Consider the following 12,199-nt stretch of genomic DNA (forward strand, 5'->3'; position numbering starts at 1 on the left):
CGGGCGGGACCGTCGGGCCCGTGCCCGCGCGACGGACCCTGACGCGGCAGCGCGGCTCACCGACCCGGTGGTTCCCCGGTGTCGATGACGTCGCGGGACGGGCGGCGGGGGCTCGGCGGGAGCGGGGCCGGTTCGGGGCCGATCCCGGCGCGGAGCACGAGTTGCGGATGGCCCGCGGGATCGACGAGGCCGGCGAGCAGTGCCCGGGCGCCGGGGATCTCGACGGCGCTGCTCATCGGCGACGCGGCCAGCCCCTGGGCGGTGGCGGCCAGCCACACCGCGCTGGTCGCTTCGCCTGCGGCGAGCCAGTCCGCGCGACGGTCGTGGTCCGTGACGATGATCAGGTACTCGGTGTTGCGGTCGTCCTCCGAGCCCGGATCGAGGGTCGCCTCGCCGCCGAGGTCGAAGTCACGCACCGGCACGGGCCGGGCAGCGGCTGCCGGGACGGTGTCGCCCGGGACGCCGTCCGCGCTGCCCGGCTCGCGGTGCGTCCACGCGTACTGTTCGACGACGCGCCGCTCGTCCTTCGCGCCGATGACCCGAGCGCGCTGGGTGGCATGTGCCAGAAACTCGATGTCATCGGGGGTCATCCGGTACAGGCGGGCGTGTTCGGCTTCGGCCGCCGCGCGCAGCACGGCCAGTTCGCCGGCGTTCACCGCGCGGGTGGAGCTGAACCGGCGCCGGTCGCTGTGTCGCCGTCGTATCGCCCGGTACGCGCTCGCGTCGTCAGGGCCGGCCGGTTGTGGCCGACCGGCTCGTATCCGGGCGAGGAGGGCCGGATGATCGGGGTCGGGCAGGCGATCTGTAACAGGTTCGAACCCGTTGGCCGCCAGGGTCACCCGGGCGTGGTGCAGGGCGGCGCCGCAGCTGAGCGTCAGCAGCCGCCCCTGGGGGTCTGTCGCGCCGAGCTGCCGGGTCGTGTCCGCGTACAGGTCGAGGGCATCGTCGTGGATGTGCCACCGCCAGGGCTGGGTGTTCAGGATCGACGGCGCGTGGCCGGCTTCCTCGGCGGCTCGGTGCAGTGCCGTTGTCTGCGTCGGAAACGCCGCGTTCTCGTGTGTCGTCGTCATGGCGGGGCCTCCAGAGTCGACGGGGTGGGCAGCCCGATGGCGGCGTCGATCCGGCCGGCGAACCAGTAGTATCCGTCGCTGTCGCGGCTGGCCAGGTCGCCGGTGCGGTACCAGCCATCGGCGAAGCACTGTTCGTAGCGGGCGTCGTCGTGCAGGTAGCCGCGGAACATCGACGGCCAGCCGGACCGTAGGGCGAGCTCGCCGACCGCGTCGGGCCGATCGATCACGGTGACGGCGCCGTCCCGCACCCGCGGGCGCCCACCTCCTTCGGGGTGCAGCAGGCCGACCTCGACGCCCGGCACAGGCAGTCCCATGGCGCCGGGCCGGATGTCCACGCCGGCGAAGTTGCTGATCATGATGGCGCCCGTCTCGGTCTGCCACCACGTGTCGTGGACGGGTTGTCCGAGCGCCCGCGTTCCCCACAGCACGGCCTCGGGGCCGAGCGGCTCGCCGCCCGAGGCGATGAACCGTAGTGCTGACGGATCGCGCCGCGCGGCCGGCTCGGTGCCGTGACGCATCAGCGTCCGCACCGTGGAGGGCGAGGTGTAGCAGACAGTGACCCGGTGCCGGGACACGTTGGTGTGCCACCGGTCGGCGTCGAGGTCACCGGCGTCGACCAGGACGGTGACGCCGTGGGTCAACGGGGCGATGATGCCGTAGGACGTTCCGGTCATCTCCCCCGGATCGGCGGTGCACCAGAAGACGTCGTCCGGTCGGAGGTCGAGGGCGTAGAGCGCGGTCGCGTGGTGCGCGGCCACCGCCTCGTGTGCGTGGAACACGCCCTTGGGCGCTCCCGTGGTGCCGCGGGTGAACTGCAGCATCGCCGTCTGCTGGGCACCGGTGGGCGGCACGGTGAACCGGTCGTCCGCCGCTGCCGTGGCCTGCTCCAGGCTGATGCTGCCGGCGGGCGGCCGGTCCCCTTCGACCAGCACGTGGCGCAGCGCCGGCATCTCCGCGCGGACGGGTGCCACCTTCCGCTCGTACAGGTCGGCGGTCGTGACGAGCGTGGTCGCGTCGCCCAGCACCATCCGCCGCCGGATCTGCTCCGGCGCCAGCGCGCAGGACAGCGGCGACAGCACCGCGGTGTACTTCAGGGTGCCCAGCGCCGCGACGTACAGCTCCGGCCCGGGATCCAGGAGTGCGAACACGCGTTCGCCGGGTGCGACGCCGAGGGCGGCGAGCGCGTTGGCGAAGCGGTTGGTCTGTCGCATCAGCTCGCCGTAGGTCACGTCCCGATGTCCGCCGCGACGGTCGAGACAGCGCAACGCCACGGCCTCCGCGCGACCGTCCTGAACGTGCCTGTCGACCGTTTCGCGGCCGATGTTCAGGCCCTGTCCGTCGGGCCTGCCGGCCAGCCAGCGTTTTGCCGCCGACCAGGTGAAGTCGTGCCGTACCCACCGATAGTCGCTGAGATTGGCGCGGGCCACGACGGTCGCGGTCTTGGTGATCGGTGTGTACGCCATCCGGGCTGCTTCCCCTCGACGAACCGATGAAACCGTGGCGGCGGTGCCCTGCCGCAGGCCGTGGCGTCGGCCGCTACGGGCCGCGCGACGCCGTGATGCTTCGCGATGCCTGGTGAACGACCGCGACCGGACAGATGGCGTGGTGGACCAGGGCCCGGCTCACGGAGCCGAGGATCAGCCTGCTGAGCCCGCCTCGGCCATGTGCACCGACGGCGAGCACCTGGGCACCGGCCGAAGCGTCGATGAGTGCTCTGCTCACCCGGCCGGAGACCGTCTCGAAGCGGGTGTCGACGCCGGGATACCGCTTCCGCCAGCCGGCGAGTGACCCGGCGAGCACGCACCGGTCCGCGTGGTGCAGGTCGTCCGGGTCGTCCCCCGGCGGCGTCGTGTCGCCGGGTTCACCCGCCTCCGGGTGCCGGTGGACGTGCACGACGGTGAGGCCGGCCTCGCAGGCAGCGGCCTGCTCGAACCCGAACGCGAGCGCATCCTCACCGGAGCGGGATCCGTCGATCCCCACGACCACCCGGCCGGCGTTCGGTCCGTCCCGCCCGCCCCGGCTGCCCGGTGGTAGCAGCCCGCGAACCACCAGCACCGGGCAGTCGGCGTGCGCGGCGAGCTGCGTGACGGTGGAGCCGACGAGCAGCGCGCCGAAGCCGCCGACGCCGTGGCTGCCGACGACGATCAGCGCGGCCTGCCGGGCGGCGTCCAGCAGCGCCGGGACGGCCGGCTGGAGCGCCGTCACGTTGGTGACGCGAAGGTCGGGCCGCACCTCGAGTGCCTGCTCCGTCGCCTCGACGAGGACCTGTTGCGACACCTGCCTCGCCTGCTGCAGGTAGCTGTCGTTCTCCACCTGGCCGGTGAACTGCCGCGGGTAGGCGAACTGTTGCCAGTCGAACTCGGCGTGCAACAGATACAGGCGCCGGTCCCGGCGTCCGGCGTCAGCCGCCGCCCACCGCACGGCCAGAGCGCTGCCCGGTGCGCCGCCGACCCCGACGACGACGCTTCCGGGTTCGATCGACGGGAGGTTCATGGCGACGTCCTCCATCCAGTCCTGGCGCGGTCGCGCGGGCCGTCGGGTGTGCGGGCCTCCACCTCAGTCGCCGGCCGCTCCGGGTGGCTCCACCGGCTCGCCGACGACTTCGACGACCTCCACGGCCGCCCGCCTCGGCGCCCTCCGCGGCGCGGCACCCGGCTCGGGGACACCGATCCGGACGCCGACGGCGGGATAGCCCACGTTGCCCAACATGCGTCGCAGCAGCAGCCGCGCGGTGCGAACCTCGACGAGGTCACTCATCGCGGATGTCGCCAACCGCTCGGTGGTCGCTGTCAGCAGGACCGCGGACAGCGCCTCACCAGCCACCAGCCAGCCCGCCGGCTCGTCCATGTCGGTGACGATCAGCCCGTAGGTGGCGCCGCGGTCCACCGGCTCGGCACCGCTGTAGATGCTGGGGCCGACGTCGGCGCCGGTGAAGTCGCGGATCGGCACCGGCCGGGCACCCAGTGCCGCCATCGTGTCCAGCGGCACGCCGTCGCCGACGTCGATCCGGACCCCCGTCCAGGCGGCGAGCTGGGCGCGGTACGCGGGGTCGGCGCGCTCGGCGGCGGCGGCGTGACCGGCGGCGACGGTCATGGTGGTGCGGTCCTGCGGCCCGATGAGCTGCAGGTGCGCGCCCGCACCGGATGCGGCGGCGCGGAGGCGGTCAAGGGTCCGCTCCGGGATCCTGGTGTCGGCGAACGGCCGCCGGTCGGTGCGCCGGACCATGAGGGCCCGCCGGAGCCGTTGCGCGTCCGGTGACCATTCCTGAGGGCCGGTGCAGCGCAGCGTCGCCAGCAGGTCGGGGTCGTCGGCACGGGGAAGCCGGTCGACGGCCACGCCGACGCCGTCGGCGGACAGCGCGACACGGGCATGGTGGAGGGCGACCCCGCAGCTGACGGTCAGCAGCCGCCCCTCGGGGTCGACCGGGCTCAGCTGCCGGCGCCGGTCCGCGCGGAGCTCGGCGGTGTCGTGCTCGATGCGCCAATGCCAGGGTTGGGTGTTCCAGATCGACGGTGCCCGCAGGGCGGTCACGGCCGCGCGCGCGAGGATGCGGCTGACCGGTTCCACCTGGATCGCCGCGGCGGGGTCGGTGTGTCGGATCGCTGCCATGAGGAATGTCCCTCCCGGAGTGTCTGCCCGGACCCGGTCCCGGGTTCTATGGCGATTGGACGGGTGCCAGCGACGGCTCCAGTTCCGGTTCGATGCCGTGATACACCGGGCAGGGCGGCGTACCCCCGCCGTGCACCATGTCAGCCAGCGCCCGCACCATCCCCATGCAGGTGTCTTCGACGAAGTCGAGACCGAGCTCGCCCGCGAGCTCCCGTGCCCGGTGGTTGGTGATGCCCAGCTGCAGCCAGATCGCTCTGGCGCCGACAGCGGCAGCTTCCCGGACCAGTTCCTCGGCTTCCTCGGCCGGCCGGAAGACCTCCACCACATCGACCTGTTCCGGGACGTCCGCCAGCCGCGCATAGGCGTGCTCACCGAACAGCTGCTGGGCGTGCGGATTGATCGGGACGACCCGCCAACCCTGCTCCTGCAGCATCATCGGCACCCAGTGAGCGGGCTTCTGCGGGTCGCGGGAGGCTCCCACCACCGCGATCGTGTGGGCGTCGGCAAGCACCTGTCGTGGTGTGCGCATCGCACTCAACTCCTCGCCGTGAACATGATCAGCGACACTCCAAATGTGACACGACGCCGGCGCGTTGTTCAGTGCCGGAAGTCCCGGATCGGTGGCAGGTGAGCGGCACGGCCGGGTGGCCGGCGGACGGCCGTCATGCCGCCGCCCAATGCGCGGTGCGGGGATCGCGGCGGCTGCGCGGCCGGACGGTGCCGTGCGCGATGAGGGCGGGACAGACGATCGCGCGCAGCACGCGGTGCATGACCGAGGGCTTGGGAGGCTGGACCGCGTCGGTGGGGCATCGGGTGCCGAGCACCATGAGCATCGCCCACTGTGAGGCGGTGCTCAGACCTTCGACCGGGTCGCCCGGCTCGCTGCGCAGCTCCATCTCGACGGCTGGGTGGCGCGCACGCCATGGTTCGGCTGCCGCCATCAGCGCCTCGTGCACGGCTGCCTCGTCAGCGGTCAGATCGGGGCCGTGGTGCTGGCCGTCGCCCGGGTGCCGGCCCGGAAGCCACAGCTGCGGGTGCTGCCAGGCCTGGATGACGACCAGTCGCCGGCTGCGGTTGGCCGCCTCCTCGAACGCGAGTCGAAGCGCCCGGTGAGCCGAGTCGGAGCCGTCGAATCCGACGACCACGGGACCGGTCCGGGGCAGCACCGCGAACGGGTCGGCCCAGCGTTGTGCCCCGTGGACCACCAGCACCGGACACTCCGCGCGCACACAGAGCGCGGCACACACGGAGCCGAGCGGCGCTGCCGCGTTCTTGTCGCGGCCGTGGCTCGCCACGACGACCAGCCGGGCGTGCTCCGCGTAGCGGCGCAGCACGTCCGCCGGGGCGCCGGTCTCCGTCACGCCGGTCGCGCAGACGCCGGGCCGCCACCGCACCGCCTCGTTCGCCGCCCGAACGGCGATGTCGGCACGCTCCGCCGGCGCGTCGCCGGTCGGCAGCGCGGGGTCGAACGCATGGACGGCGAGCAGTTCCCGGGTGTGCTGGCAGGCTTCGTCCGCCGCCCATCGCAGCGCACCGATGCTCTCCGCGGATCCGTCCACGCCGACGACTACGGGTCCGTACTGGTAACCCATGCCGGCTCTCCCTCCTCTTCCGTCAGGTCCGTCCGCTCAGATCCATGCGGTCGCTGAACGGTCAGGCGAGATGTACATGCGTGTCCTCGTGGTGGATGAGCACCGGGCACGCCGCACGGTGCAGCAGATGCAGGCCGACCGAGCCGAGCAGCAACCCGCTGAGCCCGCCGTGCCCGCGGCTGCCGACGACGACCAGTTGCGCGTCCTCGGACCGGTGCGCGAGCACCCTGCCCGCGTCGCCGTCGACGCCGTGAAGCTCCCACCGCACGTCCGGAAAGCGGTCGCCGACCGCGGCGACAAGGCGGGTCGCCTCATCGGTCAGCGACCGGCGGACCTCGGCCACGTCGTACATCAACGGTGGCGTGCCGATCGCGGACGGTGTCGGTGGGGTCTCGATCACCCGCACCGCCAGCAGCGGGCAGCCGCGCTGCCGCGCCTCGGCGAACGCCGCGGTCACCACCTGCGCTGCCCGCGGGTCACTGTCGACGCCGACGAGCACGCCGCCGGCTGGATGGACGCTGCCGCGGACGACAGTGACCGGACACGTCGCCTGCGTGGCGACCTGCCGGCTGACCGAACCGAGGACGACCGCCGTGGCGGCGTGCCGGCCGCGGGTGCCGACGACCAGCATGCCGGCCCCGGCACCGGCGCGCAGCAGGGCGGCCGCGGGGCGATCCGGCGTCGCGGTGGCTTCCACGACGACACCTGGCGCCGCGGTCGTGGCTTCCCGCGCCGCGACCCGCAGTACGTCATCGGCGACTTTCCGCGCTGGTTCGGATGTGAATGCCGTCAACGGGGCCGGCCGGTGACAGGCCATCACCATGCGCAGCGGCACGCGGCGCCGATCGGCCTCGGCCGCCGCCCATCTGACGGCTGCCAACGACGGTTCCGCGCCGTCCACTCCGACAACGATCGCCGCGCACTCCACGCCGCTCCCCCGCTTCGTACAAGAGGGTTCACGCTTCCGCATGCCGTACCACAGGCGACGCGTACGGTGCTGCGACCGCGTTCAGATCCAGCCTGATCCGCCGGCACCGGCCGTGCCAGCGCGGCACGGCAAATCACCCGCGCCGGGTGAGCTGCGCGTTTGTTGTGCCCCGACCCCGCGAACGGGTCCGGCCGTGACGCCTCGCCGATCGGGTGGTCCCGCCGCGGGACCTCAGGACACCGGCCCGCCCACCGGGTTCTCGTCGTCGGCCCGGGGACGCACGTGGGCGTCGGGTCCCGGGAAGACGAGCGCATCGTGGCCCGTGTCGAGCCAGTGCACCCTGTACGGCGGGGTGTGGTCGGCGTGGCTGATCTCGGTGATGACACCGACTCGACGGCCGGCGCCCAGGTGAGCACTCTCGACGATCAGCCGGTCTCCGATGTTGGCCCGCATGATCGGTTCCTCCTCTGCTCACACCCGCAGGCGACCGCCGCGGGTTCGTCGTGTTGTTCTCTTGGTCAACCGTGCGCCGCCGGCCGTGCCGATGCCAGGGTCTTCAGGCCCTGCCCGGGGATGAATCACGGCACCCTCCTCAGGGTCCTGCGGCCCTGGCACCGCCGCCCGTGCGGCGGGATGGTGGAGGTGAGGCCCTCCGGGTCCGGACGGCGCTCGCGCGTAACGGAGGAGGTCGACGGCGATGGCCGAGGTGGAGTTCAACCAGGTGAGCAAGCTGCCCGCCGCCGATGACGTGCCGCCGCAGGCGGACCACGGGTTCCTCGTGCTGGTCGGACCGTCCGGCCCGGGGAAGGAGAACCCGCCATGAACGCCGAGGAACGGCTTCAGGCGGCCTGCCGGATCGGCGTCGGGTTCGCGGAGTCGCCGGGTGGCCTCGCCGCCCTGTCGTGGGCGGTCGAGGAGACCGCGACCCGCGGTGCGACGCTGACCGTCTGCCATGTGCGGCACGGCGGCGACCCGCACGGCGCGGCGCCCGGCCTCGCCGAGCTCGAACTGACGGACCCCGCGCTGGCCCGGCACATCAGGGCCGCGCGGCAACGCCTCGACAACCGCTCCACCGTGTGGCTGCCGCACGGCGACACGGTGGAGGCGCTGCTCGACCTGTCCTGCCGGGTGGACCTGCTCGTCGTCGGCGCGCACGACCGCGGTGACCCGCTGCACCACGCGGTGCCGACCAGGCTCGCCGCCCGGGCGGCCTGCCCGGTGGTGGTCGTACGCCCGGCACCCGGCCACCGCGGCGGCCCCTTCGCCGGTCACGTCGTGGTCGGCACCGACGGTTCCGCGGCGTCCGCGGCGGCGCTGCGTGCCGGGTTCGCCCACGCCGAGCTGCACCACGTGCCCCTGGCCGTGGTCGAGGTCGACGGCCGCCCGGCCGGCGACGACTACTGGGTCGACGACCGGTTCCTGGAAACGCACTTCGCCACGGTGCCCGCACCGCTGGAGTCGCTCGCGGGCCAGGTGGAGCCGCTGATGACCCGGCACCCCACGGTCGCCGTGAAACGCGGCGTCTACGGCGGCGACCCGGTGACCGGGCTGCGCCGTGCCGCCGCCGGAGCCGCGCTGCTGGTCCTCGGACGGCACGGCCGGCCACGGCCCGCGGTGCTCCGGCTGGGCTCGGTGAGCAGGGAGTTCGCCGAGCACGCCGACGGCGTGGTGGAGATCGTTCCCGAGAGCTCGGCGCGCTGAGGCCGGCTGGGACAGCGGCACCCGATCGGTCACCCACCCGCACAACCCTGGAAGGAGTTCCGTGATGGAGCACAAGCACGACGTGGTCGTCGGTGTCGACGGCTCACCGGAGAGCCTGGCGGCCGTGGACTGGGCCGCCTGGGACGCCGCGCGGCGAGGCCGCCGGCTGCACATCCTCCACGCGTATGCGTGGCCCGTCGTCTACCCACCGCTCGCCGCCTACCGGACACCCGCGCTGGACAAGGTCGTCCGGGACGCCGCCGAGACCGTCGTCGGCGCCGCCGTCGCCCGCGCGCGCACCGTCGCGTCCCAGTTGCCGATCACCACCGCGACACCGTTCGAGCCGGCCGGTGCCGCGCTGGTGCACGCCTCCGAGTGGGCCGGCACCGTTGTGGTCGGCAACCGTGGCCTGGGTGGGTTCAGCGGCCTGCTGCTCGGATCCGTCGGTGTGCAGGTGGCCACGCACGCCGCCTGCCCGGTCGTCGTGGTCCGCCCGGGCGACACCACCGACGCCGGCGAGGCGGACCGTGTCGTCGTCGGCGTCGACGGGTCCCACGACGCCGACCGCGCGATGCGGTTCGCGTTCGAGCAGGCGTCCTTCCGCGGTGTCGGGCTGACCGCGGTCCACACCTACATCTGGCCCGACGCCACCGGCCCCGGCGACATGCTGCCGCTCGTCTACGACACCGACGACCTGCTCGACGACGAACGACGGGCGTTGGCCGAGTCCATCTGCGGCTGGGCCGACAAGTACCCGGACGTCGACGTGCGCCGCCGCACGGTGCGCGGCGGTGCCGCGATGGTCCTCAAGCGCCTCTCGCACGGCGCCGAGCTGATGGTCGTCGGCTCCCGGGGTATGGGCGGCTTCACCGGGCTGCTGCTGGGCTCGGTCAGCCAGGCGCTGCTCCACCACGCCGCCTGCCCGGTCGCGGTGGTGCGGTAGCCCGGCGGGCGTGGGGTGCCGCCGTCCGTCGCGGCGATCAGGTCGGCGGGATCAGGACGGCGGCACCCCGGACCCGGTCGTCGGCGAGGTCGGCGAGTGCCTCGTCCGCCGCCGACAGTGGGTACGGCGTGATGCTCACCCGCAGCGGGTGCTCCTGCGCGAACGCCAGGAAGTCCCGGCCGTCCTGGCGGGTGTTGGCGGTGACGCTGCGCAGCGTTCGTTCCTGGAACAGATGGTCGGTGTAGCGCAGCACCGGAATGTCCGTGAGGTGGATACCGGCCACGGCGAGGGTGCCGCCACGGTCGAGCGCCGACAACGCCACCGGCACCAGATCGCCGACGGGGGCGAACAGGATCGCGGCGTCCAGCGGCTCCGGTGGTGCGTCGGCGGCGTCACCCGCGGACGCGGCGCCGAGCCGGAGCGCCAGCAGTCTGGCCTGGGCCGAGCGGGTCAGCACGTGAACCCTCGCGCCCTGTGCGATCGCGACCTGCGCCGCCAGGTGCGCCGACGCACCGAAGCCGTAGAGGCCCAGGCTTCCTCCCGCCGGAAGCTCCGCCCGGCGCAGGGCCCTGAAGCCGATGATCCCGGCGCACAGCAGCGGGGCGGCGTGGGCGTCGTCGTAGCCCGGTGGCAGCCTGTACACGAACGCCGCCGGTGCGACGCAGTGCTCGGCGAAGCCGCCGTCGGCGTGCCAGCCGGTGTACCGCGAGGACGGGCACAGGTTCTCCGACCCGGCGCGGCAGTAGGCGCAGGCACCGCAGGTGTGGCGCAGCCACGCCACTCCCACCCGCTCCCCCACCCGCAGGTCGCCGGCGTCCGGTCCCAGCCGCTCGACGTCGCCGACGACCTCGTGGCCGGGCACCACGCCGGTCCGGTACGGCGGAAGGTCACCTTCGGCCAGGTGCAGATCGGTGCGGCAGACCGCGCACGCACGGACCCGCACCAGGACCTCGCCCGGCCCCGGCTCGGGCACCGGCACCGACGTCATCCGCAGCGGGCGCTGCCCGATGGGGCCCGGGCGCTCGACCCGCCACGCGGTCATCCGTTGGGTCATCCGGCCCTCCTGCCCTCCCGGGCGCACACCATGCACGCCCAGGCACAGGCACGCCCGGGTCCGCGGGGGCTGGGCGTGCATGGCCCGCCGACGGGACCTACGTCCCGTGCCGCCGTGCCCGTCGGACCTGGCTGACCTCCGACGGGACGGGGATGGTTGGTGGTGGGGACGACGGTGGCCGCGCGTGCCGCCCGCGACGCTCACCCGGACCCGCTCGCGTGATCGCGTCCCGACGACGGCACAGGAGCCCGTGTGCGTCGGCCGGCACATCGGCGGGGCACGCCTGAGCGGCCGCCGCGCGGACCTGCGCCCCGGGACCATCGGCCCCTTCCGGTCCGCGCGGCGCCGGACGACTGTGGAAGGTGCACCGCCCCGGTACGACGTGAAGGGAGGCCGTCATGGCCATCATCGAACGGCCGGTGATCGTGGGCGTCGACGGTTCACCGGCCGCGCTCGGAGCCGTCCGCTGGGCCGCCGACGAGGCGGTCCGGCTCCGCCGCCCGCTGCGCGTCACGCACGCTCTCGGTGTCCCCGGCCCTTCCGAGGAGATCACCGACGAGCAAGGGCTGGTCCTGAACGCCGCGGTCGAGGCCCGGCACTGGTATCCGGGCCTGCGGGTGACGACGTCGACGTGGTACGGGCGGCCCGCGCACGTGCTGCGTGAGCAGTCCCGGCACGCTGAACTGGTCGTCGTCGGCAGCCGCGGGCACGGCGGCCTCCACTCGCTGTTCGTCGGCTCCGTCGGCATGCACCTCGCCCGGCACGCGCAGTGCCCCGTCCTGGTCGTGCACCACGCCGAACGCTGGGCGGGGCCGGAGTCCCAGCTGCCGTCCGGCCCGCCGGTCGTCGTCGGCGCCGACGGGTCCGCCGGCGCCCTGACGGTGATGGAAGCGGCGTTCGGCGAGGCGTCGGCGCGCCGGGTGCCGCTGGTCGCGGTGCGGGTGTGGCAGCCGCCGTCGAGCCGGCTGGTCCGCCGGACCGACCCGGACAACCTGGCCGCCGAGCTCGACGCCGACCTGGAGCGGCTTCGGGCGAAGGACCCCGCCGTCGAGGTCGAGATCCGGGTGCGGCAGGGCGCGACGGTGCCGGTGCTGCTGTACGAGGCGCGGGACGCGCTGATGATCGTGCTCGGCGCCCACGGTCTCAGCGGCCTCACCGGCATGCGGCTCGGCGCGGTCACCCAGCACGTGCTCGAGCACGCGGACACGCCGGTGCTCGTCGTCAGGCACTGACAGCCGCACGCGCCGCGGCCGGCGGTTCGGAACTCCCGTCGGCGGGGAGACGGCGGTCCTGTCCGACCGG

Annotated in this window: 12 protein-coding genes and 1 pseudogene; 4 read left to right on the forward strand and 9 right to left on the reverse strand. The window is 73.9% G+C overall.

The genetic code is table 11. The features are described 5' to 3' along the window. Positions 1–56: 56 nt before the first annotated feature. From ABZS58_RS32075 to ABZS58_RS32110, 8 genes and pseudogenes are all read right to left on the reverse strand, one after another. Positions 57–1,070, reverse strand: coding sequence for a nitroreductase (locus ABZS58_RS32075; RefSeq protein ID WP_354786984.1), 1,014 nt, complete (start codon positions 1,068–1,070; stop codon positions 57–59). Next, complete coding sequence (locus ABZS58_RS32080) at positions 1,067–2,533, reverse strand: AMP-binding protein (protein ID WP_354786985.1); 1,467 nt, start codon at positions 2,531–2,533, stop codon at positions 1,067–1,069. Before ABZS58_RS32080 ends, ABZS58_RS32075 begins: the two co-directional genes overlap by 4 nt. A gap of 73 nt (positions 2,534–2,606) precedes the next feature. Beyond that, positions 2,607–3,563 carry a universal stress protein gene (locus ABZS58_RS32085; RefSeq protein WP_354786986.1) on the reverse strand — a complete coding sequence of 319 codons (957 nt, stop codon included), beginning with the start codon at positions 3,561–3,563 and terminating at the stop codon, positions 2,607–2,609. A 63-nt stretch (positions 3,564–3,626) separates the two neighbouring features. Further along, the gene (locus tag ABZS58_RS32090; protein ID WP_354786987.1) at positions 3,627–4,679 is read right to left on the reverse strand and encodes a nitroreductase; all 1,053 of its coding nucleotides are present in this window, start codon (positions 4,677–4,679) and stop codon (positions 3,627–3,629) included. Positions 4,680–4,803: 124 nt separating this feature from the next. Continuing rightward, positions 4,804–5,208 (reverse strand): annotated as a pseudogene (locus ABZS58_RS32095) (CoA-binding protein); the annotation flags it as partial. A 133-nt stretch (positions 5,209–5,341) separates the two neighbouring features. After that, positions 5,342–6,271, reverse strand: coding sequence for a universal stress protein (locus ABZS58_RS32100; protein WP_354786988.1), 930 nt, complete (start codon positions 6,269–6,271; stop codon positions 5,342–5,344). Between the two features lie 61 nt (positions 6,272–6,332). Continuing rightward, on the reverse strand, positions 6,333–7,241 hold the full coding sequence (locus ABZS58_RS32105; RefSeq protein ID WP_354786989.1) for a universal stress protein: 909 nt from the start codon (positions 7,239–7,241) through the stop codon (positions 6,333–6,335). A gap of 189 nt (positions 7,242–7,430) precedes the next feature. Then, positions 7,431–7,652, reverse strand: a complete 222-nt coding sequence (locus tag ABZS58_RS32110; protein WP_354786990.1) for a DUF1918 domain-containing protein — start codon at positions 7,650–7,652, stop codon at positions 7,431–7,433. 244 nt (positions 7,653–7,896) lie between these two features. Here ABZS58_RS32110 and ABZS58_RS32115 point away from each other — a divergent pair, with 244 nt between their 5' ends. From ABZS58_RS32115 to ABZS58_RS32125, 3 genes are all read left to right on the forward strand, one after another. Next, a complete protein-coding gene (locus ABZS58_RS32115) occupies positions 7,897–8,022 on the forward strand; it encodes a hypothetical protein (protein ID WP_354786991.1) in 126 nt (41 codons plus the stop codon). Next, positions 8,019–8,900, forward strand: a complete 882-nt coding sequence (locus tag ABZS58_RS32120; RefSeq protein WP_354786992.1) for a universal stress protein — start codon at positions 8,019–8,021, stop codon at positions 8,898–8,900. Before ABZS58_RS32115 ends, ABZS58_RS32120 begins: the two co-directional genes overlap by 4 nt. Positions 8,901–8,964: 64 nt before the next feature. Further along, on the forward strand, positions 8,965–9,843 hold the full coding sequence (locus ABZS58_RS32125; protein WP_354786993.1) for a universal stress protein: 879 nt from the start codon (positions 8,965–8,967) through the stop codon (positions 9,841–9,843). 37 nt (positions 9,844–9,880) lie between these two features. On the opposite strand, the gene ABZS58_RS32130 is transcribed toward ABZS58_RS32125, so the two are convergent. After that, positions 9,881–10,897: a zinc-dependent alcohol dehydrogenase family protein gene (locus tag ABZS58_RS32130; protein ID WP_354786994.1), complete on the reverse strand. Its 1,017-nt coding sequence runs from the start codon at positions 10,895–10,897 to the stop codon at positions 9,881–9,883. Positions 10,898–11,295: 398 nt separating this feature from the next. Here ABZS58_RS32130 and ABZS58_RS32135 point away from each other — a divergent pair, with 398 nt between their 5' ends. Next, entirely contained in the window at positions 11,296–12,129 is an 834-nt protein-coding gene (locus ABZS58_RS32135) for a universal stress protein (RefSeq protein WP_354786995.1), read from the forward strand. The last annotated feature ends 70 nt before the right edge of the window (positions 12,130–12,199 follow it).

Source organism: Dactylosporangium sp. NPDC005555 (assembly GCF_040605635.1).
Classification (GTDB): Bacteria; Actinomycetota; Actinomycetes; order Mycobacteriales; family Micromonosporaceae; genus Dactylosporangium.

What these genes read in the sequence shown, in the direction of transcription:
- ABZS58_RS32115 (WP_354786991.1), top strand. Translation starts at nt 7,897, where the DNA reads ATGGCCGAGGTGGAGTTCAACCAGGTGAGCAAGCTGCCCGCCGCCGAT.
- ABZS58_RS32075 (WP_354786984.1), bottom strand. Translation starts at nt 1,070, where the DNA reads ATGACGACGACACACGAGAACGCGGCGTTTCCGACGCAGACAACGGCA.
- ABZS58_RS32125 (WP_354786993.1), top strand. Translation starts at nt 8,965, where the DNA reads ATGGAGCACAAGCACGACGTGGTCGTCGGTGTCGACGGCTCACCGGAG.
- ABZS58_RS32105 (WP_354786989.1), bottom strand. Translation starts at nt 7,241, where the DNA reads ATGCGGAAGCGTGAACCCTCTTGTACGAAGCGGGGGAGCGGCGTGGAG.
- ABZS58_RS32120 (WP_354786992.1), top strand. Translation starts at nt 8,019, where the DNA reads ATGAACGCCGAGGAACGGCTTCAGGCGGCCTGCCGGATCGGCGTCGGG.
- ABZS58_RS32085 (WP_354786986.1), bottom strand. Translation starts at nt 3,563, where the DNA reads ATGAACCTCCCGTCGATCGAACCCGGAAGCGTCGTCGTCGGGGTCGGC.
- ABZS58_RS32100 (WP_354786988.1), bottom strand. Translation starts at nt 6,271, where the DNA reads ATGGGTTACCAGTACGGACCCGTAGTCGTCGGCGTGGACGGATCCGCG.
- ABZS58_RS32110 (WP_354786990.1), bottom strand. Translation starts at nt 7,652, where the DNA reads ATGCGGGCCAACATCGGAGACCGGCTGATCGTCGAGAGTGCTCACCTG.
- ABZS58_RS32130 (WP_354786994.1), bottom strand. Translation starts at nt 10,897, where the DNA reads ATGACCCAACGGATGACCGCGTGGCGGGTCGAGCGCCCGGGCCCCATC.
- ABZS58_RS32080 (WP_354786985.1), bottom strand. Translation starts at nt 2,533, where the DNA reads ATGGCGTACACACCGATCACCAAGACCGCGACCGTCGTGGCCCGCGCC.
- ABZS58_RS32090 (WP_354786987.1), bottom strand. Translation starts at nt 4,679, where the DNA reads ATGGCAGCGATCCGACACACCGACCCCGCCGCGGCGATCCAGGTGGAA.
- ABZS58_RS32135 (WP_354786995.1), top strand. Translation starts at nt 11,296, where the DNA reads ATGGCCATCATCGAACGGCCGGTGATCGTGGGCGTCGACGGTTCACCG.